The sequence below is a fragment of the Stenotrophomonas sp. GD03654 genome, assembly GCF_029845105.1.
Taxonomy (GTDB): domain Bacteria; phylum Pseudomonadota; class Gammaproteobacteria; order Xanthomonadales; family Xanthomonadaceae; genus Stenotrophomonas; species Stenotrophomonas africana.
In genome coordinates this window covers 23,754-43,795 of record NZ_JAOCLC010000035.1, presented here as the reverse complement: position 1 = coordinate 43,795, position 20,042 = coordinate 23,754, and the positions used below count along the sequence as shown (strand labels likewise).

Here is a 20,042-nt window from a genome sequence, read left to right as displayed (position 1 = left end):
CGGTCAGGACTGCGGCGGGGTGGCGGTGTTTTCCGCGCGGTCGCCGCTGCGGAAGCTGACGTAGGCTTCGCCACGCAGTTCCTGCAGGAAGCGGTTGTACTCGTCTTCCAGCTTGCGGCGCCCGATGGTCTCGCGGACCTGGGCACGCTGGTTGTCGTTGGTCACGTCGGTCTGGCGGGTGGCTACGCGCTGCACGATGTGCCAACCGGCATCGGTACGGAACGGCTGGCTGACGCCGCCATCCTGGATGCCGGAGACCTGCTGGCCGAACGCCGGGCCGAACGCGTCGGCCGGGAACCAGCCCAGATCGCCGCCCTGGCCCTTGCTGTTGTTGTCTTCGGAGGACTCCTTGGCCACGGTCTCGAAGTCCGCGCCACCGGCAATGCGGGCACGCAGGGTATCGATCTTGGCCTTGGCGGCCGCGTCGGTCTGGTGATCGTCCACGCGCACCAGGATGTGGCGGCCGTGGTACTCGGTCACGGTGCTGGCGCCGGCAGCGGCACTGGCATCGCGCACGTCCACCAGCTTCAGCAGCTGGAAGCCGCTGGGGCCACGGATCGGACCGACCACTTCGCCGGGCTTCATCTTTTCCATCATCTGCGCGAACGCCTGCGGAATTTCATCCAGGCTGCGCCAGCCCAGATCGCCGCCTTCCAGCGCATTGGGGCTGTCCGAATAGCGAACGGCGGCCGCGTTGAAGTCCAGCTCGCCCTTGTCCAGCAGGGCCTTCACGCCGTCGGCCTTCTTCTGGCCGGTGGAGATCTGGTCGGCATTGGCGCCGTCGGGCAGGGCAATCAGGATGTGCGCCAGGTGATACTGGTTGCCGACGGTAGCCTGCTGCTTCAGCGCAGCATCGACTTCGCCCTCGCTGACGCTGATGCGGCTCTGCGCGAAGCTCTGGCGCAGGCGCTGCACGGTGATCTCGTCTCGCACCGAAGCGCGGAAATCATTGAAGTCGATGCCGTCATGGGCCAGGCGCTGGCGCAGGGCGTCCAGGGTCGAACCGTTCTGCTGGGCGATGGCATTCATCGCCTGGTTCAGCTCCTGGTCGCCGATACGGATGCCGCTGCCCTGGGCCCGGGCCACCTGCAGCTTGACCAGCACCAGGCGCTCGAGCACCTGGCGGCTGAGCACGTCTTCCGGCGGCAGCTGGTTTTCACGGCCGACGTACTGCGCCTTGATGTTGGCGATCGCACGCTGGAGCTCGCTCTGCAGGATCACGTCCTCATCGACGACGGCGGCGATGCGGTCAAGCGGCTGCGCCTCCTGGGCAAGCACCTGCAGGGGGGCAGACACACTGGACACCGCCAGCAGCGAGGCGAGTAGAACGGGGAAGCGCTTGGTCATGGGATCAGATTCGGATCGTAGTCATCCCGGGTCGCCCCGGTGTTGCTGGGCGGCACCAGATAGAGGTCGTCGCGGTTATAGCCGAGGATAGCACGGCGCAGCGTGCGGTCCGTGTCCTGGCCGATGGAGCTCAGGCCCTTCAGGACGAACTCCACCTGGATGGAGTTGTTCATCTCGCCTTCGCGATTGCGCACATAGCGTCGGCCGACCACACGCACGGCCAGGCAGCAGCTGTCCCACTGCACGCCGCCGATGATTTCCAGCGGCTCCTTGTCCTGCAGCGAGTAGTAATAGCGGCCGACCAGGCTCCAACGCGCGTTCAGCGGGTACAGGAACGACAGGTCGGCCTGCTCCAGCAGGGTCCGGTCATGCTTGTTGGCGCCGGGCAGGGCGCCGGCATTGATGCGGTAGCGGTAGCTCAGGTTGACCACGCCGTCGTTGGGCATCAGGTAGCGGGCACGGACGCTGGCCAGATCCTCGCGCTTGTACTTCGGGTCCCACTGGTAGGTGGCGCCCAGGGTCCAGCGGTCGTTGATCATGTAGTTGCCGTCGGCGATCCAGGCCGACTTGCCCTTTTCCACCGGCGCGCCGCCGGGGGTGACGGTCACCCGCGACTCATCGAAGTACTGGATCTGGCCGATCGAGGCCGAGAAACGTTCCTTGCCGGTGGTCTGGTCGATGAACCGGGTGCTCACCGCCAGGGTCAGCTGGTTGGCGTCGTTCTGGCGGTCGGCGCCGGTATAGCGCGAATCGCGGAACAGCTGGCCCCAGCTGAAGGTGAAGTCACGGGTGTCGAAGATCGGCAGCTCGTCCTGGTTGCGGTACGGCGTGCGCAGGTAGAACAGACGCGGTTCCAGGGTCTGCAGGAAGGACTTGCCGCCGATACGGGTCTCGCGGTCGAAGAACAGGCCGGCGTCGATGCTGCCGATCGGCAGGCTGCGGCTGGGCGAGGTATTGCCGCGCAGCTGCTCGGGCGTGGCCGTGGTCGGGTCGATGCCCTGCGAGCGCAGGATCTGGGCCTGGATGCCGTTGACGCCGTCGACCAGGCCGCGATCAAGCTGGTAGGCAGTGTAACGGTAGGCCAGGGTCGGGGTCACATACCAGGCTGCGCCGCTGATCGGGAACGACACATAGGGCTTCACGTCCAGTCGCGAACCACCGCTGACACCAACGCCGGAGGTGAGCTGCTGGCCCGTTCGCGTGTACTGCAGATCCTCGCCGGTGCCGACGGCGTTCTTGAAGTTGATGTCATCGTGGGTGAAGCGCACGGCTTCGGCGTAGATGCCGGTTTCCAGCCATGAACGGACCGGCTTGTCCCAGTTGAAGTACAGGCGCGGCTGGCGGTTGTAGGGCAGGGCGCGCTCGTCGAGGGTGTAGTCGGTCAGCTGCCAGCGGTCGGCCATGATGCCTGCCGTCCAGTTCTGGCCGGTGCCATACAGGCCCACCGTGCTCTGCAGGTTGGAGGCGGTGACCCCGACCAGGCGGTTGGCGAAATCCTCGACATAGCGCTCGTCGCTGACCCAGGCCAGGTTGGCGCGGGCCTGCCAGTGGCTGTCCACGTTGTGGTAGCCGGTGAACATCACCCGGCCGCGGTCACGGTCACGCAGGCGGTCGTTGGGCATGAACGAGGTCAGCACCTCGCCGCGGCCGCCGTTGTAGAGGTAGCGGAACTCGTTGTCGAGCAGCAGGCCGCGCCGGCTCATGTAGCGCGGGGTCAGCGTATCGTCGTAGTTCGGCGCCAGATTGAAGTAGATCGGCTGCGCGTAGTCGAAGCCGTTGCGCCCGGACATGCCCAGCTGCGGGAACAGCAGGCCGGTCTTGCGGCGGTCATCGATCGGGAACTTGAAGTACGGCGCCCACAGCACCGGCACCTTGCCGATGCGAAGCACGGCGTTGCGGGCCGTGCCGAAGCCTTCGTCGTTGTCCACTTCGATCTGCGGCGCCGACAGCTTCCACACCGGCTGCGAGGGGTCGCAGGTGGTGTAGGTGGAGCGGTGCATCTGGCCGACCGCGCCCTGCAGGTCGACCGACTCGGCATCACCGTTGCCCCGGCGCGACACCAGCTGGTACTTGATGTCGGAGATCTTGTGGGTGTCGCTTTCCTGGTTGCCTTCGGCACGCTTGGCGACCATCCGGATCGACCCGTCCTGGTAGCGGACATTGCCGTCGGCGATGTAGTTGCCGGTCTCGGTGTCGAAGCTGAGCTTGTCGGTACCGACGAACTGGTCACCCCGGCGCAGCGCCACGTTGCCCTCGTACTGCGGCACGGTGGTGGTGCCCAGCAGCTGGTCGCCTTCGATGTCGGTCGGCTGGTTCTCGCGGGCGGCCGCGGCGGCAGCTTTGTCCTGGGCCGGGACAGGGGTGGGGGCGTCAGTGAACGCGGGAATGACGTCGGTGGCCGGGCACAGGCCCCAGTTGAGCGGCTTTTCATCGGCCATCGCCGGCAGGCTGATGGCGATGCTCAGAGGCAGGGGAAGCAGGCGGAGGGCTCGGCGCACGCGGTTCGGATTCGGGCGAAAACGGACGGTAGCTTGCCCCATCCCTTGCATAGGGGCAATGAAGGACGCCGGAGCCTGCCGGTTCGGGTTCATCCGGCGGCGGCGCTGGACGCCGGTGACATCAGGGCCTGGACGTGGGCTACGCTGCACTCTGCAAGGGCCTGCAGGTCGTAGCCACCTTCCAGCATCGACACGACCCGGCCGGCCGCGTGACGACGCGCCAGCGCGTGCAGTTCACGGGTGATCCAGGCGAAATCGTCGGTCTCCAGCATCAGGTCCGCCTGCGGATCACGCAGGTGGGCGTCGAAGCCGGCCGAGATCAGCAGCAGCTGCGGGCGGAAGTCGTCGATGGCCGGCAGCATCTCGTCGGCCCAGACGTTGCGGAAGCGGAAGCCGCCGCTGCCCGGCGGCAACAGGATGTTCATCAGGTTGCCGGCACCGCGGTCGCGGCGCAGGCCGGAATTGGGAAACAGCCCGGCCTGGTGGGTGCTGTAGTACGAGACCCGGGCATCGTGCTGGAAGATGTCCTGGGTGCCGTTGCCGTGGTGCACGTCGAAATCGACCACCGCGATCCGCTCCAGGCCATGGCGGTCGCGGGCATAGGCGGCGGCGATGGCGATGTTGTTCAACAGGCAGAAGCCCATCGCCGTGCTGCTGGTGGCGTGGTGGCCCGGCGGGCGCACCGCACAGAAGGCCAGAGGGTCCTCGCCCAGCATCACCGCATCGACTGCGGCCACACCGGCACCGGCGGCGTGCACGGCGGCGCTGGCCGAACCCGGCGAGGTCCAGGTGTCCATGTCCAGCTGGCGCAGCGGCGCGGTCTGCGGCTGCAGCACGAAGTCGAGCAGGGCGCTGTCGTGGACCCGGGTCAGTTCGCCGAACTTGGCTGGCGGCGCCTCGCGCCATTCGAGCTGCCCAGGGAAGGCTGCATGCAGCGCATCGAGTACGTACTGCAGACGTTGCGGGCACTCGGGATGGCCGGGACCGGGGTCATGCAACAGGCAGGACGGGTGGGTATAGACCAGCATCGTGCCGACTCAGCGCTGGCGCTGCTGTGGTTGCCACAGCGCTTCGCCCTGGCCATCGGCGCGGGCCAGTACCCGGGCCAGTACGAACAACAGGTCCGACAGCCGGTTCAGGTACTGCAGCGCCTCGCTGCGCACGGCTTCGTGGCGGGCCAGGGTGACCGTTTCGCGCTCGGCGCGGCGGACGATGGTGCGGGCCAGGTGGCAGCGCGCGGCGGCCTCGCCACCGGCCGGCAGGATGAATTCCTTCAGCATCGGCAGGTCGGCGTTGTAATGGTCCAGCTGCTGTTCCAGGGCCGAGACGTCGGCGGCGTGGATCGCGGCGTGGCCGGGGATGCACAGTTCGGCGCCCAGGTCGAACAGCTGGTGCTGCAGATGCACCACCAGCGCGCGCACATCCTCGGGCAGGGGCACGGCCAGCAGCAGGCCGAGCGCGGCATTGGCCTCGTCGACGGTGCCGTAGGACGCCACCCGGGCGTCATCCTTGGCCACGCGCTGGCCGTCACCGAGGCCGGTACTGCCGTCGTCGCCGGTGCGGGTGTAGATGCGCGAGAGGCGATGACCCATGTCGCGGCTCAGTGGCGGATGTCGCGGCGGGCCTGCTGGAGCTTCAACACCTGCTCCACGGCCAGCTGCAGGGCGGCGGCCAGCGCCACGTAGATCGCCGTGGTGCGCAGGTAGGGGCCGAACCACTGCGCGTAGTTCTGTGCCCAGCCGGCCAGGGTCGGCTCGGCCACGTTGCGGCTGGTCCAGTAGAAGCCGCCCTGCGCCAGCAGGTGGCAGACCGCCACCGAGGCGACCAGCAGCAGCGCGCCCTTGGCCAGTACCGGCCAGCGCGCGCTCTGGTAGTTGCGGCCCAGCAGCATGCCGCCGGCCCACAGCGAGAAATAGGCCGGCAGCAGCAGCCAGTAGCCCGGCGACACGCAGTAGTGCTGCCAGAAGTCCAGGCCGCTGCTGCGGATCACGATCCAGTCCACCAGCACCGCGAACACCATCAGCAGCGGGAACGCCCAGCGCGTCCAGCGGGCCAGGTAGAAGCCACCGATGAAGAACACGGCCCAGGAGGCATCGGGGATCGCCGCGAAGTGATTGACCCGGGTCGCCGCCAGCAGCAGTACGAGCACGGACAGGACGAAGGCGCGGTTGGCGGTGTCGGACATGGTGGGGGCCCGGAGCGGATTCAGGTTTCATTCTAGCCCGCCGCGCAGGTTGGCGCAGGTGCCGCCCGTTCGGCGTACAGTCGGGGCGAGCGCGTATCATGAACACCATGAGTGAACGACATGACGTGCTGATCGTCGGTGGTGGCCTGATCGGTGCCAGCCTGGCCATCGCCCTGGACCGGCTGGGCCGCGACGTGGGCCTGCTCGAGGCGAGCCCGGCCGGTGAGCTGCCTGCGGTGTTCGATCAACGCAATCTCAGTTTCGCCGCTGCTACCGTCAATGCGCTGACCGCGCTGGGGGTGATGCAGAAACTGGCGATGGCGCCGGGCCCGATCCGGCGCATCCATGTCAGCCGTGCCGGCGATTTCGGCCGTGTGCAGCTCGAAGCGGCCGATTACGACCGGCCGTGGTTCGGCCAGGTGGTGGTCGCGCGCGATTTCGGCCAGGCGCTGGAAGCGCGCCTGCAGGAGCTGCCGCGCCTGCGCCGTTACCGGCCGATGCGATTCGTGGGCCTGGGCGACGTGGTCGATGGCTACCGCCAGGTACGGGTGGCTGACGAGGCCGGCGAACGCGTGCTGCTGGCACGCCTGGTGGTCGGGGCCGATGGCACCACCAGCGGCGTGCGTGGCGCGCTGGGCATCGAGGTCGACCGCCATGATTTCCAGCAGACCCTGTTCGTGGCCCGCGTGCGCAGCCAGAGCGCGCCGGACGGCACGGCCTGGGAGCGGTTCACCGATACCGGCCCGACTGCCCTGCTGCCGCGTGGTGATCGTCACTTCGGCACCGTGCATGGCGTAGCGCGCGACCAGGCCGATGCGGTGATGGCGCTGGACGATGCGGCCTGGCTGCAACGCCTTCAGAACGCGATCGGCTGGCGTGCTGGTCGCCTGCTCGAATCCGGCCCACGCAGTGCTTACCCGCTCATCCAGGTACTGGCGCGCGCGCTGGCCGGTGAGCGCACGGTGCTGCTGGGCAATGCCGCGCAGACCATCCACCCGCTGGGTGCACAGGGCTTCAACCTGGGCCTGCGCGATGCGCTGACCCTGGCCGAACTGCTGGAGGATGCGCATGAGGATGCCGGCAGTGATGCAATGCTGCAGGCCTACGTCGCGCGCCGCGAGGAAGACCGCCGGCAGACGGTGGCGTTCTCCGGAGGCCTGGCGCGGCTGACCAGCAACCCGGCGCCGCTGATGCGGCCGTTGCGCAGTCTCGGCCTGGTGGCCGCACAGCGCGCCTCGGTGCAGTCGATGCTGGTCGGTGGCGCGATGGGCTTCCGTGGCGACGTGCCGCGCTTGTGCCGCGGGGAAGCCGCATGAGCCGGCGCATGCGCCTTGATGTGGCCATCGTTGGTGGCGGCGTGGTCGGTGCCGCCTGCGCGCTGGCGGTGGCCGACGCCGGCCTGTCGGTTGCGCTGGTGGAAGGCCGTGAGCCGGCACCGTGGCAGGCCGCACAGCCGGACCTGCGCGTGTTTGCCTTCGCCGCTGACAACGTACAACTGTTGAACCGCTTGGGCGTGTGGCCGGCAATCGCCCAGGCCCGCGCCTGGCCCTACCGGCGCATGCAGGTGTGGGATGCCGCCGGTGGCGAAGATCTTCTGTTCGACGCCGATCGCTTCGGCCGTCGTGAGCTGGGCTATATCGTCGAGAACGGCCTGCTGCAGGATCGGCTGTGGGCGGCGTTGCCGGCGGCGGGCGTGCAGCTGCACTGCCCGGCACGGGTGGAAGCGCTGGAACAGGATGAAGACGGCGTGCGCCTGCGCCTGGATGACGGTCGTCGCCTGGAAGCGGCGTTGGCGGTGGCCGCCGACGGCGCCGAATCGACCCTGCGCCAGCTGGCCGGAATCGAGGTGGAGCGGCACGACTACCACCAGCGTGGCGTGGTGGCCTACGTGGACAGCGATCTTCCCAACCAGGCCACCGCCTGGCAGCGTTTCCTGCCGAGCGGGCCGCTGGCGCTGCTGCCTGTGGCCGAGCGCCGCAGCTCGATCGTCTGGACCCTGCCTGAGGATGAGGCGGCACGTGTGCTGGCCTTGGACGAAGATGCGTTCAACCGCGAACTGACCCGCGCCTTCGCGGCGCGCCTGGGTGACCTGCGGCTGGCGTCACCGCGCGCAGCCTTCCAGCTGCGTCGCCAGCTGGCCCGTCACTACGTGGCCGGCCGTGTGCTGGCATTGGGTGATGCCGCGCATGTGGTGCATCCGCTGGCCGGGCAGGGCGTGAACCTGGGCCTGCGCGATGTGGCCGCCCTGCAGCAGTGGCTGGCGCCATCGGCCGAGCGCCGTGGCCAGCCGCGGCTGTCGCCACAGCGCCTGCAGCGCTGGGCGCGCGAACGGCGTAGCGACAACCACATCGCCGCCTACAGCTTCGATGCGATCAACCGCCTGTTCTCCAACGACGAAATGCACCTGACCCTGGCCCGTGGCCGCGCGCTGGGCTGTGTCGGCAAGTGGCCGCCGCTGGTGCAGGCGTTCTGGAAGCGCGCCGCCGGCGTCTAACGCAAAAAAGGGACGGAGGGGATTAAGTCGTATGTGCACATACGACTTAATCCCCTCCGTCCCTTTTTTCAGTCAACCAGCCAACCGGCAAGGTCGGCACGATCCAGCTTGCCGCGACGCTTCACGTCCAACGCATTGAACTCATCGGCCAGCGCCGGGTTGGCCTGTGCTTCCTCGCGGCTGATGAAACCATCGCCGTTCACATCCAGCGCGGCGAAGTGGATGCGGTACTGGCCGACCACGCTGCTCGGTTCCAGCGAACGCACGGTTACCTGTGCCTCGCCGGCCGGCTGTGCAATCTCGACGCTGCCGCTGACCCGGCCAGCATCCAGCGGTTGCTGGCGGATCGCGCCGCCGGTGGGGCCCAGCGGCTGGCTCTGCGCAGGGGTGTGCGGCAGCTGCTGGGCAATGGCAGGTGTGGCTGCCAGCAGGGTGATCAGCATGGCGAGCGAGTGGTATCGCATGGTTCCCTTCCTCGGTAGCGCCGGGCCCATGCCCGGCGGGCATGTTCCTCAGCGCAGCGGCGAGGCCAATACCGTGATCTCCTCACGGTCGTGATAGAGCTGCTTGGCGCGTACCACCAGCGGCTTGCCGGCCTGGTCCTGGAACAGGTCCAGGCACAAGCGGGTTTCGTCCCAGCGCTTCTTCATCGGCAGCTTCAGATTGAAGATCGCGTGCCTGCACCAGCCTTCGCGGAACCAGGTGGCCATGCGTTCGGCCACGCGGCGCGGCTGCTCGACCATGTCGCAGACCATCCAGTCCAGTGGCTGCTCCGGGTGCCAGTGGAAGCCATCGGCGCGAAGGTGCTCGACCAGGCCGGTGTCCAGTACGTGCTGGCGCAGTGGGCCGTTGTCGATGCTCAGCACGTGCATGTGCTGGCGGGTCAGCACCCAGGTCCAGCCGCCGGGGGCCGCACCCAGGTCGGCCGCGCGCATGCCGGGTTTGGCCAGCGCTTCACGCTCCTCCGGCGTCAGCAGGGTCAGCAGGGCTTCGTCCAGCTTCAGCGCCGAACGCGAAGGCGCTTCGGGCAGCAGCTTCAGGCGCGGGATGCCCAGTGCCCACGGCGCACTGTCGGCCGGGTCGGCCACGCAGACGAAGGCATGGGTGCCGTCGACGAACACCACGTGCAGGCGCGGCAGGCGGTTGTTCGGCTTGTCAGTCAGCTTGCCAGCCTTGCGCAGCGCCGGGCGCAGCGCATTGCCAAAGGCGCGGGCCAACCCGGACAGCGGCTTGCCGGCGTCCGAGTCCGGGTGTTCCACCCACAGGTCGCCGAAGCGCGGCGCATCGGCCAGCACGTCGAGCATCGGGGTAATGCGGTCGGCCGGGTCCAGCTGCGGCAGTTCGGCCAGCACCACCAGCTTCTGCCGCGCGAAGATCAGCTCGCGCCAGCGCAGGCGCGGCGCCAGCGCGGCGGCTTCGTCGCACATGAAAAGCACGTAGCCGTCATTGCGCTGGGTACGCGCATAACCGGCGAAACCGGCTTCGCCGGCACGGAACTGCAGCTCGCCGGCCAGCTCGGGCTCGAAGCCCTGCCGGCACAGGCACAGCAGGCCGATGCCGGTTTCAGTAACGGGCGCCATCGCTTTCCCCATAGGCACGCAGCACGCTGCGCGCGGCGTCGCGGTTCAGGCCCTGCACCACTTCGATGCCACGCTTGTTGAGTTCACCCACCCAGTCGGCCGGCAGCGGACCTTCATCGAACGGGGTCAGCTCTTCGACGTCGGCCGAGTTGGCACCGATCAGCAGGCGGTCGATACCGGCCCACACGGTGGCGCCGTAGCACTGGCAGCACGGCTGCGAGCTGGTGGCCAGGGTGACCGGCGACAGCACCGCGTTCAGGCGCGGGGTCTGCAGGCGCTGCTGGGCCAGCATGTAAGCCATGTTCTCGGCGTGCGCCAGCGAGGTCGCGTGCGGCATCACCCGGTTCACGCCGGCGGCGATGACCTTGTCATCCGGGCCGAACACCACGGCACCGAACGGACCGCCACTGGCGTGCTCGACGTTCAGCCGCGACAGCTCGATCGCCAGCGCGACCTTGGCCTCATCGCCCGGATATCGACGATCCAGGTCGATCTGGTCGTGGATCCAGGCGGGAAGGGTCAGGTGGACTTGCGCGTACAGCATCGCGGGGGTGCCTCGTAGTGGAATGGAAGAAGGTGCGGTTGCTTGGGAAACCGGCGCGCAGTGTAGCTGCACCGGCCTGTATCGGGTGTGGCGGTGGGTCAGCCCGGCGAGCCGGTGCGGATCACCACGTACTGCTTGCGGAACTCCAGCCCGGCCTGCGGCCAGCTGGCCGCGTAGGTGCGCAGCAGGGGCAGGGCGGCGGCGAAGTCGTGGCCGTTGACCCGGCAATCGGCCTCGCACAGGCCATCGGCATCGCGCGAGGCGAACAGGCGGATGGCGAGGAATTGGCGGGCCTTCAGCAGGTCGTCGAAGGCGTCCATGCTGCGGGTGAACAGGCAGCAGGGGCAGGAGCCATGATCGTCTTCGCTGCAGGTGGAGGCATCCACTTCCTGTGCACGGTAGTGCGCCAACGGCCCCAGCACCACGGTGCGCTCGTGTTCCTCGCCATTGTCACCGGCCGGATAGGTCAGGCCCATCATCGGCAGGCCCTGTGCGTCTTGGGCGCCGATCGCGGTCTGCAGGGTCACCAGGTCCACTCGGGCCCAGGCCAGGAAGCCGGACAACAGCGATGCCTGCTCATCGGCACCATTTGCGTGCTGGTACTCGAACAGGCCATTGGCGAACAACTGCGGATGCTGGCTTTCGATGACGGTGGAGGTCTGCCAACCACCGTTGTCGCGCGCGTGTGCGGCCATTGCATGCGGGGTCAGGCGCAGGCCGCTGTCCAGCAGCAGCGCGTTGCCGTCGACGTGGCTGGCGACGCCCGCGTCCTGCAGGACCTGCTGCAGCAGCGGGAGGAGGGCGGCGGAGGTCGTGGTCATGTCAGGCCTGTGGGTGGATGGGGGGGGGACATCCAGGCAGGGCCTGGGGATCTAGCGGTCGAGCGCGTCGAGTTCGGCGCGATATCGCTGCGCGTCGGATTGCTGCTGCGGATCGTTGCCGTGGTCGCGCAGCCAGGTTTCCAGCTCGCGGCGATAGTCCGCGCGGAATTCGGCATTGCCCGGGCTGAAGTGCAGCTTGCGCGCCGCCACCTCCACGCGCTCGCGCGCGCTGGTCCGGGCCTGGGCGACACCATGCGGGGATTCGTTGGTGAGGATGACGAAGTTGCGCGGGAAGCCCGGCGTGTACTTCACCACGAACGGCTGGTCGCGCGCCGGGATGCGGATGGCGTTTTCCAGCGGCCATAGCGAGGCGGTGTTGGTGTGGAACACCACCTCCACGTCGCGGCCCTCGGCGGTACGCAGCACCCCTTCGTACCGCCAGATGTACTGTTCGTTGAGCGTGGAGCTGGTTTGCTCGGCCTTGACGATCACCGCTTCACCACGCTCGCCCACCACGTTGAGGAAGGCGGCATTGAGGAAGTGGCCGAGGAACATGTTGAGCATCGCCAGCGGGAACACCACGATGGCGTAGCCCGGAAAGCGCCGCCACCACGAGACCAGCCCGGCCAGCACCATTGCTGCAAAGAACGTCAGCAGCGGATGCTGCGAGATGAACCAGAACAGGACGGAGAGGGCGGTGATCATTGTCGATGGCGTGCGGGCGCCGTGCTGGCGCCCGCGCAGGTCCTCAGGCCGACCAGGTATCGCGCAGGGTCACGCTGCGGTTGAACACCGGCTTGGCTTCGGTGTGGTCGCGGCGGTCGGCGACGAAGTAGCCGGTACGTTCGAACTGGAACGACTGCTCCGGCGCGGCGCTGGCCGCGGCCGGCTCGACATAGCCGGTGACGGTGCGGCGCGATTCCGGATTGAGGTAATCGCGGTAGGTCTTGCCTTCCGATTCATCATCCGGGTTCGGCACCGAGAACAGGCGGTCGTACAGGCGGATCTCGGCCGGTACGCCATGCACGGCGCTGACCCAGTGGATGGTGCCCTTGACCTTGCGGTTGGCGCCTTCCATGCCCGGACGCGATTCCGGATCCAGCCAGCCGCGCAGCTCGGTGATGGTGCCGTCGGCATCCTTGATCACTTCATCGCAGCGGATGATGCCGGCGCCGCGCAGGCGCACTTCGCCACCCGGCACCAGGCGCTTCCAGCCCTTCGGCGGCACTTCGGCGAAGTCCTCGCGGTCGATCCACACTTCGTGTGCGAACGGCACTTCGCGGCTGCCGAAGCTCTCGTCTTTCGGGTGGTTGCTGAAGGTGAGCTGCTCTTCGTGGCCTTCCGGCAGGTTGGTCAGCACCAGCTTGACCGGATCGATCACCGCCATGCGACGCGGCGCGGCGCTGTCCAGGTCTTCGCGCAGCGCGCCTTCCAGCACGCTGAAGTCGATCAGCGAATTCTGCTTGCTGATGCCCACGCGCTCGGCGAACAGGCGCATCGCCGCCGGGGTATAGCCACGGCGACGCAGGCCCTGCAGAGTCGGCATGCGCGGGTCTTCCCAGCCGTCCACCAGCTGCTCGGTAACCAGCGCCATCAGCTTGCGCTTGCTCATCACCGTGTAGTTGATGTTCAGGCGCGAGAACTCGATCTGGCGCGGCTTGGCCGCTTCGCGCGGCAGGCCGGCATCGACCAGCGGCTGGGTCAACGCGTCATCGTGGGCGAAGTCGACGTTGTCCACGCACCAGTCGTACAGCGGGCGATGGTCTTCGAATTCCAGCGTGCACAGCGAGTGGGTGATGCCCTCGATCGAATCGCCCAGTGCATGCGCGAAGTCGTACATCGGGTAGATCGGCCACGCGTTGCCGGTGTTCTGGTGTTCGACGTGCTTGATGCGGTACAGCGCCGGATCGCGCAGGTTGATGTTGCCGCTGGCCATGTCGATCCTGGCGCGCAGGGTGCGCGCGCCATCCGGGAATTCACCGGCGCGCATGCGGCGGAACAGGTCGAGGTTTTCCTCGACGCTGCGGTCGCGCCACGGCGACGGACGGCCCGGCTCGGTCAGGGTGCCGCGGTAGGCACGCACTTCTTCGGCCGACAGGTCGCAGACGTAAGCCTTGCCCTGTTCGATCAGCTTCTCGGCGGCCAGATAGTAGGCCTGGAAGTAGTCCGAGGCATGGCGCAGCTCGTTCCACTCGAAGCCCAGCCAGCGCACGTCGTCCTGGATCGCGGCCACGTATTCGGGATCTTCCTTGGCCGGATTGGTGTCGTCGAAGCGCAGGTTGCAGACGCCGCTGAACTCACCGGCGATGCCGAAGTTCAGGCAGATCGACTTGGCATGGCCGATGTGCAGGTAGCCGTTCGGCTCCGGCGGGAAGCGGGTCTTGATCGCCTGGTGCTTTCCGCTGGCCAGGTCCTCGCGCACGATCTGGCGGATGAAATCGCGCTTCTCGTGGCTGTCGGCGGGGGTCTCGGGGCTGGCGGGGGTGTGCTCGGACATGAGTCTGGGGCGAAAAAGGGCAGAAAGACCAACAGTCTAGCGCGTACGGGGCAGGGCTGCCCGGTGGGGTGTGCGGATGCCGGCCAGCGGCCGGCACTACCCAATTGCACGGCGATCCACATTCCGCCGGCCCGCTGCCGGAAGATGGGTGGGAAGTGCCGGCCGCTGGCCGGCAGAACGGTCATGCGCCGTCACCACCACCATTCAGCACCCGGGCGTATGCTGGAACCCTCTCCCACGGAGGCGCCGCATGCACATCGTGTACAAGGCCGACAACCTGTTCGACGCTCATCTGGTCAAGCACGCGCTGGAAGATGCCGGCATTCCGGCCTTCGTGTTCGGCGAGTCGTTGCTGGGCGGCATGGGTGAACTGCCGCTGTTCGGTGTGCTGCGGGTCGGTATCCCCGACGCAGCACGCCCGCAGGCTGAGGACATCGTGGCGGGGCTGGACTTGGGCCATGCGCCGGACGCCCCCATTTCAGATGCAGACGACATAGCCGGACTGCCGGCGTAGGAGCGCATCATGTTGGGAATTGGCGAGGGCATCCTCGGCATCGGCGCCTTCAAGCAGCGCCTGCCGCGCCCGGAAGAAGCACTGCCGGGGCGTGACCAGCCGCTGCCGCTGCACAGCAACCAGCACTTCGTGAACAGCCATCCGCTGAAGGACCGCTTCGCCGGCCTGCAGCAGATCCGTTTCGCGCTGGGCTGTTTCTGGGGCGCCGAGCGCAAGTTCTGGACCGAACCGGGCGTGTACAGCACCTCGGTGGGCTATGCCGGCGGCATCACCCCGAATCCGACCTATGAAGAGGTCTGCTCGGGCCTGACCGGCCACACCGAAGTGGTGCAGGTGGTGTTCGACCCGGCGGTGGTGAGCCTGGAGCGGCTGCTGCAGCTGTTCTGGGAAAGCCACGACCCGACCCAGGGCATGCGCCAGGGCAACGACACCGGCACCCAGTACCGTTCGGCGATCCACGCCACCGACGAGGCGCAGTACGCCGCCGCGCTGGCCAGCCGCGAGGCCTACCAGGCGCAGCTGGATGCGGCCGGCTACGGCCCGATCACCACCGAGATCGTGTACCCGGCACCGGCCTACTACTACGCCGAGGACTATCACCAGCAGTACCTGGCGAAGAACCCGAACGGCTACTGCGGCATCGGCGGTACCGGCGTGAGCTGCCCGATCGGGTTGGATGTGGAGGCGCCGCGCTGACGCGCGGTGGTCAGCCTGCGGCGGGCAACGTCAACATCAACATCCAAAGCGGCTCTGGGTTGCTGATGGTTGGGCGGGACGGGGGCGGCAGGCAGGACACGCCGTAAACCCGTCCATGGGGGCTCGATGGCGCCATCCATGGCGCCAACGGTCCTGCCAGCCGCCCCCGTCCCACCTTCGACAGTTTCCCGGTGACGGTGGGCAAGAGCATGGGTTACTGACGATTGAAGGAAAACAAAAAGGACGCGGCCTTCGCCGCGTCCTTTTTGTTTGGTCCTGCAGTGCTTTCTGTAGAGCGGAGCCATGCTCGGCTCCGAGCAAGCGAAGCGCGCGACCCGCTTTTGCTCTTCTTTCTTTCTTCCGCGGCGGGCGGCCACAGGAAACTGTCAGAGGGCGGGCGGGTTGGGTTCGCGGGAGTGTCCGCCGCATGGATGCGGCGGCCAAGCCTCCAGGGATGGATTCACGGCGTCTCCCGCGAACCCAACTCGCCCGACCCAGCACGGCTGTTGCTTCATGCCTTTCGCGACCAACCGACCCGCCACGAGGGGCTCAGCCGTTGGCCGGAATCACAGTGCCGCGCGGATCCGCTCGCGCAGTGCTTCCAGATCCTTGGCAAACGCATCGATACCGGTCGCCAGCTTCTCGGTCGCCATCGGATCGGCCGCGAGGTCCGCCGCGAACTTCGCCGCATCGATCGGGGTCACCGCCACGCCATCGGCCACACCGGCCACCAGCTTGCGCGGCAGCTCGCCATGGTCGGCGTCCAGCTTCTCCAGCAGGTCCGGCGAAATCGTCAGGCGGTCGCAGCCGGCCAGTGCTTCGATCTGCGCGGTCGAACGGAACGAGGCGCCCATCACCACCGTCGGCGAACCGCGACGCTTGAATTCGGCATACACGCCACGCACGAACTTCACGCCCGGGTCTTCGTCGATGCTGGCCGGGGCCTGGCCGTTGGCCACGTACCAGTCCAGGATGCGGCCGACGAACGGCGAGATCAGGAACGCGCCGGCTTCGCTGCAGGCCAGCGCCTGGGTCGGGTTGAAGATCAGGGTCAGGTTGCAGTCGATGCCTTCGGCCTGCAGGATGCGCGCGGCTTCCACGCCTTCCCAGGTCGCGGCGATCTTGATCAGGATCTTCTCGCGCGGCACGCCGGCATCGGCGTACATCTGGATGAACTGGCGGGCCTTGGCCACGGTGGCAGCGGTGTCGTGGGCCTGGTCGGCATCCACTTCGGTGGACACGCGGCCGGGCACCAGCGTGCTCAGCAGCGCGCCGACGCCGATGGTCAGGCGGTCGGCCACGGCGTGCACCACGGCTTCGCGGTCGCCACCCTGCTGGCGGCCCCAGGCCAGTTCGCGTTCGATCAGCTCGGCGTAGACCGGCAGGTCCAGCGCCTTCTTCACCAGGGTCGGGTTGGTGGTGCAGTCCACCGGCTGCAGGCGCTTGATCGCCTCGTAGTCACCGGTATCGGCAACGACCACGGACAGTTCGCGCAGCTGGGACAGTTTGGACGGGGTACTCATTACGGCTCCTGGTGCAGGGGGATCGAATCGCGCGCGGTGCGCAGCGGTAATCAGGGGCGGTCGTTGTGGACCGCGGTCACGCGCAGGCGCAGCTTGCGGCCGCCAGGCGCGTTCCAGTCGATGCTCTGGCCGATGGCCAGGCCCAGCAGGGCGGTGCCGACCGGGGCCAGTACGGAGACCTTGCCTTCATCGACGTTGGCTTCGCGGGGGAAGACCAGGGTCAGGACGTGCTTTTCGCCCGACACTTCATCTTCGCACTCCACGCGCGAATGCATCATGACGATGCCTTCGGGAATCTGGTCCGGTGCCAGCACGGTGGCACGGTTGAGTTCTTCGGCAAGCGCGAGCGCGGCAGGCGTCTGGCTCAGCGCAGGGGATTCGAGCATGGCGTCCAGGCGGTCCATGTCGAAGGTAGAAACGGTGATCGACGGCGGCAGGCCGCTGGCGGTGTTCATGGTGAAGCTCCTTGGTTGAAAGCCATGCAAAAGGCGGCACCTGCTGGCGCCGCCTGTCTGTATTGTGGGGACAAATGCGGCCGGAATCGACTCCTGCCGATTCCAGGCCGGTGCTGCGGGGGTTCAGCCGTTCAGCGCGGGGCCGGGCAGGGCGGCCGTGTCGTCGGCGGCGTTGACCGCCTCCAGGGTGAACAGTGTCTGCGGCAGGCGCTTGAACTGGTCGGCCAGCTCCATCAGGAAATCGTTCATGGCCGAGCTGCGGCGCCAGATCATGGCGATGCGGCGGCTGGGACGGCCCTCGCCGGTGAAGTCGAGCAGGCGGATGTTGTTCGAACGCGGCACCGGCGGCTGCACCGACAGGCTCGGCAGCAGGGTGATGCCGACGTCGGCGGCGACCATCTGCCGCAGGGTTTCCAGGCTGGTGGCGCGGAACTCGGATTTCTCGTTGGCACCGAACAGGCGGCAGACTTCCAGTGCCTGGTCGCGCAGGCAATGCCCGTCTTCCAGCAGCAGCAGCTTCTGCGTGGCCAGCTCCTGCACGTCCAGGTGTTCGCGACGGGCCAGCGGGTGGCGTCCGGAAACAGCCAGCAGGAACGGTTCCTCGAACAGGAACTCGGCATGCAGCTGGTCGTCGATCACCGGCAGTGCCAGCAGTGCTGCGTCGAGCTTGCCTTCGCGCAGGCGGTCCAGCAGCACATCGCTCTTTTCCTCGACCAGCAGCAGTTCCAGCTCCGGGAAGCGATCGCGGATGCGCGGGATCACATGCGGCAGCAGGTACGGGCCCAGGGTCGGGAAGATCCCCAGGCGCACCGTACCGGCTTCCGGATCGCGGCTGCGTCGCGCCGCTTCCTTCAGCTGTTCCACTTCGGACACGATCACCCGCGCCCGTGCCGCCGCTTCCTGGCCGGCCGGGGTCAGCATCACCTTGCGCGGTGCGCGTTCCACCAGCGGCAGGCCCAGCTCTTCCTCCAGCTTGCGGATCTGCGTGGACAGCGTGGGCTGGCTGACGAAGCAGGAGGCGGCAGCCCGGCCGAAATGCTTGTGGTCGGCCAGGGCTACCAGGTACTTCAGATCACGTAGGTTCATCCTTACACCCCATGGGTAACGGACCGGCTGACGGCGTGGTTACCCGACAGGCAGACAATGCTCCCGGTGATCTGGGAACGGTGGATCAGGCAGCTTCAGCAACGGCACCGCTGCTGTTGCTTACCGACGAGCGGATCAGGTGGTCGAACGCGCTCAGTGCGGCGGTCGAACCGGCGCCCATGGCGATGATGATCTGCTTGTAGGGTACCGTCGTGCAATCGCCAGCAGCGAACACGCCCGGCAGGTTGGTCTGGCCGCGGTCGTCGATGACGATCTCGCCACGCGGCGACAGCGCCACGGTGTCCTTCAGCCACTCGGTGTTGGGCAGCAGGCCGATCTGCACGAAGATGCCTTCCAGCTCGACGCGGTGGGCGTCGCCGCCGACGCGGTCCTTGTAGACCAGGCCGGTGACACGGCTGCCGTCGCCCAGCACTTCGGTGGTCTGCGCGCTGGTCAACACGGTGACGTTGCCCAGGCTGCGCAGCTTCTTCTGCAGCACTTCATCGGCGCGCAGGCTGGAATCGAACTCCAGCAGGGTTACATGCGACACGATGCCGGCCAGATCGATGGCCGCTTCCACGCCGGAGTTGCCGCCGCCGATCACCGCCACGCGCTTGCCCTTGAACAGCGGACCATCGCAATGCGGGCAGTAGGCCACGCCCTTGTTGCGGTACTGGTCTTCGCCCGGCACGTTCATCTGCCGCCAGCGCGCGCCGGTGGACAGGATCACCGAACGCGACTTCAGCACCGCGCCGTTCTCCAGCTGCACCTGCACCAGGCCGTCTTCACCGGCCGGCACCAGCGCACTGGCGCGCTGCAGGTTCATGATGTCCACCTCGTACTCGCGCACGTGCTGTTCCAGCGCCGTGGCCAGCTTCGGGCCTTCGGTCTCCTTCACCGAAATGAAGTTCTCGATCGCCATGGTGTCCAGCACCTGGCCACCAAAACGCTCGGCGGCGATGCCGGTGCGGATGCCCTTGCGTGCGGCGTAGATCGCCGCTGCTGCGCCGGCCGGGCCACCGCCCACCACCAGCACGTCGAAGGCGTCCTTGGCGGCGATCTTCTCGGCATCGCGCTTGCTGGCATTGGTATCCAGTTTGGCCACGATCTGTTCGAGGGTCATGCGGCCCTGGTCGAAGACTTCACCGTTGAGGTACACGGTCGGCACCGACATGATCTCGCGCTTCTCGACTTCGTCCTGGAACAGGGCGCCGTCGATGGCCACGTGCTGGATGCGCGGGTTGAGCACCGCGGCCAGGTTCAGCGCCTGCACCACATCCGGGCAATTCTGGCAGGACAGCGAGAAGTAGGTTTCGAACGTGTACTCGCCTTCCAGGTTCTGCACCTGCTCGATCAGCTCGGCGGTGGCCTTGGACGGGTGGCCGCCCACCTGCAGCAGGGCCAGCACCAGCGAGGTGAACTCGTGGCCCATCGGCAGGCCGGCGAAGGTCAGGTGGATGTCCTGGCCCGGGGTGCCGAGGTCGAAGGACGGCACGCGGCCCTGGCCATCGCGCAGCACCTGCAGCGTGATCTTGTCCGACAGGCTTTCCAGGGTCTGCAGCAGGTCCAGCATTTCCTGCGACTTGGCGCCGTCGTCGGCGTGCGCGGTGATCTGGATCGGGCGGGTCACGCGCTCCAGATAGGTCTTCAGCTGCGACTGCAGGTTGGCGTCCAACATCGGGTCATCTCCTGGCTTCAGGCAAACAGGGGGCGTGGCACCGCTGTAGAAGGTAGCGGACCAGCAGGGGGTAGGGGTGAACCCAAGACAGCGACCGTGGAAGGGGCTGGCTGGCCAAGGCGGG

18 protein-coding genes and 1 pseudogene are annotated in these 20,042 nt (G+C 67.5%); 4 read left to right on the top strand and 15 right to left on the bottom strand.

Annotation, left to right across the window (positions count from 1 at the left end; all coding sequences use genetic code 11):
• Positions 1 to 18: 18 nt before the first annotated feature.
• The 5 genes and pseudogenes from N5J73_RS13915 to N5J73_RS13895 form a co-directional block, all read right to left on the bottom strand.
• Positions 19 to 1,347 (bottom strand): annotated as a pseudogene (locus N5J73_RS13915) (peptidylprolyl isomerase); the annotation flags it as partial.
• The gene (gene lptD / locus N5J73_RS13910; protein ID WP_088479747.1) at positions 1,344 to 3,845 is read right to left on the bottom strand and encodes an LPS-assembly protein LptD; all 2,502 of its coding nucleotides are present in this window, start codon (positions 3,843 to 3,845) and stop codon (positions 1,344 to 1,346) included. The pseudogene N5J73_RS13915 and the gene lptD, both read right to left, overlap by 4 nt.
• Positions 3,846 to 3,934: 89 nt before the next feature.
• A complete protein-coding gene (locus N5J73_RS13905) occupies positions 3,935 to 4,873 on the bottom strand; it encodes a histone deacetylase family protein (RefSeq protein ID WP_049446378.1) in 939 nt (312 codons plus the stop codon).
• Positions 4,874 to 4,882: 9 nt separating this feature from the next.
• Entirely contained in the window at positions 4,883 to 5,437 is a 555-nt protein-coding gene (locus N5J73_RS13900) for a cob(I)yrinic acid a,c-diamide adenosyltransferase (RefSeq protein WP_154348549.1), read from the bottom strand.
• A gap of 8 nt (positions 5,438 to 5,445) precedes the next feature.
• Positions 5,446 to 6,030, bottom strand: a complete 585-nt coding sequence (locus N5J73_RS13895) for a hypothetical protein (RefSeq protein ID WP_088024424.1) — start codon at positions 6,028 to 6,030, stop codon at positions 5,446 to 5,448.
• A 107-nt stretch (positions 6,031 to 6,137) separates the two neighbouring features.
• Here N5J73_RS13895 and ubiH point away from each other — a divergent pair, with 107 nt between their 5' ends.
• Both ubiH and N5J73_RS13885 read left to right on the top strand, forming a co-directional pair.
• Positions 6,138 to 7,346 carry a 2-octaprenyl-6-methoxyphenyl hydroxylase gene (gene ubiH, locus N5J73_RS13890; protein WP_164078728.1) on the top strand — a complete coding sequence of 403 codons (1,209 nt, stop codon included), beginning with the start codon at positions 6,138 to 6,140 and terminating at the stop codon, positions 7,344 to 7,346.
• Positions 7,343 to 8,524 (top strand): UbiH/UbiF family hydroxylase, encoded by a 1,182-nt coding sequence (locus N5J73_RS13885; RefSeq protein WP_164078729.1) that lies wholly within the window; start codon positions 7,343 to 7,345, stop codon positions 8,522 to 8,524. Before ubiH ends, N5J73_RS13885 begins: the two co-directional genes overlap by 4 nt.
• A gap of 68 nt (positions 8,525 to 8,592) precedes the next feature.
• Here N5J73_RS13885 and N5J73_RS13880 read toward each other — a convergent pair whose 3' ends face one another.
• The 6 genes from N5J73_RS13880 to N5J73_RS13855 all read right to left on the bottom strand — a co-directional run bounded on the left by N5J73_RS13880 (position 8,593) and on the right by N5J73_RS13855 (position 13,966).
• The gene (locus tag N5J73_RS13880; RefSeq protein WP_049444221.1) at positions 8,593 to 8,988 is read right to left on the bottom strand and encodes a hypothetical protein; all 396 of its coding nucleotides are present in this window, start codon (positions 8,986 to 8,988) and stop codon (positions 8,593 to 8,595) included.
• Between the two features lie 48 nt (positions 8,989 to 9,036).
• On the bottom strand, positions 9,037 to 10,104 hold the full coding sequence (rlmM, locus tag N5J73_RS13875; RefSeq protein ID WP_005408149.1) for a 23S rRNA (cytidine(2498)-2'-O)-methyltransferase RlmM: 1,068 nt from the start codon (positions 10,102 to 10,104) through the stop codon (positions 9,037 to 9,039).
• Positions 10,088 to 10,648 carry a nucleoside deaminase gene (locus tag N5J73_RS13870; protein WP_004154307.1) on the bottom strand — a complete coding sequence of 187 codons (561 nt, stop codon included), beginning with the start codon at positions 10,646 to 10,648 and terminating at the stop codon, positions 10,088 to 10,090. Before N5J73_RS13870 ends, rlmM begins: the two co-directional genes overlap by 17 nt.
• A gap of 98 nt (positions 10,649 to 10,746) precedes the next feature.
• Positions 10,747 to 11,469: a DUF6348 family protein gene (locus N5J73_RS13865; protein ID WP_049444219.1), complete on the bottom strand. Its 723-nt coding sequence runs from the start codon at positions 11,467 to 11,469 to the stop codon at positions 10,747 to 10,749.
• Between the two features lie 51 nt (positions 11,470 to 11,520).
• Complete coding sequence (locus tag N5J73_RS13860) at positions 11,521 to 12,174, bottom strand: membrane protein (protein ID WP_049444218.1); 654 nt, start codon at positions 12,172 to 12,174, stop codon at positions 11,521 to 11,523.
• A 43-nt stretch (positions 12,175 to 12,217) separates the two neighbouring features.
• Complete coding sequence (locus tag N5J73_RS13855) at positions 12,218 to 13,966, bottom strand: glutamine--tRNA ligase/YqeY domain fusion protein (protein ID WP_164078730.1); 1,749 nt, start codon at positions 13,964 to 13,966, stop codon at positions 12,218 to 12,220.
• Between the two features lie 250 nt (positions 13,967 to 14,216).
• Between N5J73_RS13855 and N5J73_RS13850 the strand changes: the two genes are divergently transcribed.
• On the top strand, positions 14,217 to 14,480 hold the full coding sequence (locus N5J73_RS13850) for a DUF2007 domain-containing protein (RefSeq protein ID WP_049444214.1): 264 nt from the start codon (positions 14,217 to 14,219) through the stop codon (positions 14,478 to 14,480).
• 30 nt (positions 14,481 to 14,510) lie between these two features.
• Positions 14,511 to 15,176, top strand: a complete 666-nt coding sequence (gene msrA / locus N5J73_RS13845) for a peptide-methionine (S)-S-oxide reductase MsrA (RefSeq protein WP_032968772.1) — start codon at positions 14,511 to 14,513, stop codon at positions 15,174 to 15,176.
• A 566-nt stretch (positions 15,177 to 15,742) separates the two neighbouring features.
• Here msrA and N5J73_RS13840 read toward each other — a convergent pair.
• From N5J73_RS13840 to ahpF, 4 genes are all read right to left on the bottom strand, one after another.
• A complete protein-coding gene (locus N5J73_RS13840; RefSeq protein ID WP_049447310.1) occupies positions 15,743 to 16,699 on the bottom strand; it encodes a transaldolase in 957 nt (318 codons plus the stop codon).
• 50 nt (positions 16,700 to 16,749) lie between these two features.
• Complete coding sequence (gene rnk, locus N5J73_RS13835; RefSeq protein ID WP_049447312.1) at positions 16,750 to 17,154, bottom strand: nucleoside diphosphate kinase regulator; 405 nt, start codon at positions 17,152 to 17,154, stop codon at positions 16,750 to 16,752.
• Between the two features lie 123 nt (positions 17,155 to 17,277).
• The gene (locus N5J73_RS13830; protein WP_049447316.1) at positions 17,278 to 18,240 is read right to left on the bottom strand and encodes a LysR substrate-binding domain-containing protein; all 963 of its coding nucleotides are present in this window, start codon (positions 18,238 to 18,240) and stop codon (positions 17,278 to 17,280) included.
• A gap of 85 nt (positions 18,241 to 18,325) precedes the next feature.
• The gene (ahpF, locus tag N5J73_RS13825; protein ID WP_049447318.1) at positions 18,326 to 19,918 is read right to left on the bottom strand and encodes an alkyl hydroperoxide reductase subunit F; all 1,593 of its coding nucleotides are present in this window, start codon (positions 19,916 to 19,918) and stop codon (positions 18,326 to 18,328) included.
• Positions 19,919 to 20,042: the final 124 nt, after the last annotated feature.

Excerpts from the sequence above, each read along its gene's own strand:
- N5J73_RS13885 (WP_164078729.1), top strand. The coding sequence starts at position 7,343 with ATGAGCCGGCGCATGCGCCTTGATGTGGCCATCGTTGGTGGCGGCGTG.
- N5J73_RS13840 (WP_049447310.1), bottom strand. The coding sequence starts at position 16,699 with ATGAGTACCCCGTCCAAACTGTCCCAGCTGCGCGAACTGTCCGTGGTC.
- N5J73_RS13850 (WP_049444214.1), top strand. The coding sequence starts at position 14,217 with ATGCACATCGTGTACAAGGCCGACAACCTGTTCGACGCTCATCTGGTC.
- N5J73_RS13905 (WP_049446378.1), bottom strand. The coding sequence starts at position 4,873 with ATGCTGGTCTATACCCACCCGTCCTGCCTGTTGCATGACCCCGGTCCC.
- N5J73_RS13860 (WP_049444218.1), bottom strand. The coding sequence starts at position 12,174 with ATGATCACCGCCCTCTCCGTCCTGTTCTGGTTCATCTCGCAGCATCCG.
- N5J73_RS13855 (WP_164078730.1), bottom strand. The coding sequence starts at position 13,966 with ATGTCCGAGCACACCCCCGCCAGCCCCGAGACCCCCGCCGACAGCCAC.
- N5J73_RS13830 (WP_049447316.1), bottom strand. The coding sequence starts at position 18,240 with ATGAACCTACGTGATCTGAAGTACCTGGTAGCCCTGGCCGACCACAAG.
- ubiH (WP_164078728.1), top strand. The coding sequence starts at position 6,138 with ATGAGTGAACGACATGACGTGCTGATCGTCGGTGGTGGCCTGATCGGT.
- N5J73_RS13895 (WP_088024424.1), bottom strand. The coding sequence starts at position 6,030 with ATGTCCGACACCGCCAACCGCGCCTTCGTCCTGTCCGTGCTCGTACTG.
- N5J73_RS13870 (WP_004154307.1), bottom strand. The coding sequence starts at position 10,648 with ATGCTGTACGCGCAAGTCCACCTGACCCTTCCCGCCTGGATCCACGAC.
- rnk (WP_049447312.1), bottom strand. The coding sequence starts at position 17,154 with ATGAACACCGCCAGCGGCCTGCCGCCGTCGATCACCGTTTCTACCTTC.
- ahpF (WP_049447318.1), bottom strand. The coding sequence starts at position 19,918 with ATGTTGGACGCCAACCTGCAGTCGCAGCTGAAGACCTATCTGGAGCGC.
- N5J73_RS13880 (WP_049444221.1), bottom strand. The coding sequence starts at position 8,988 with ATGCGATACCACTCGCTCGCCATGCTGATCACCCTGCTGGCAGCCACA.
- N5J73_RS13900 (WP_154348549.1), bottom strand. The coding sequence starts at position 5,437 with ATGGGTCATCGCCTCTCGCGCATCTACACCCGCACCGGCGACGACGGC.
- N5J73_RS13865 (WP_049444219.1), bottom strand. The coding sequence starts at position 11,469 with ATGACCACGACCTCCGCCGCCCTCCTCCCGCTGCTGCAGCAGGTCCTG.
- rlmM (WP_005408149.1), bottom strand. The coding sequence starts at position 10,104 with ATGGCGCCCGTTACTGAAACCGGCATCGGCCTGCTGTGCCTGTGCCGG.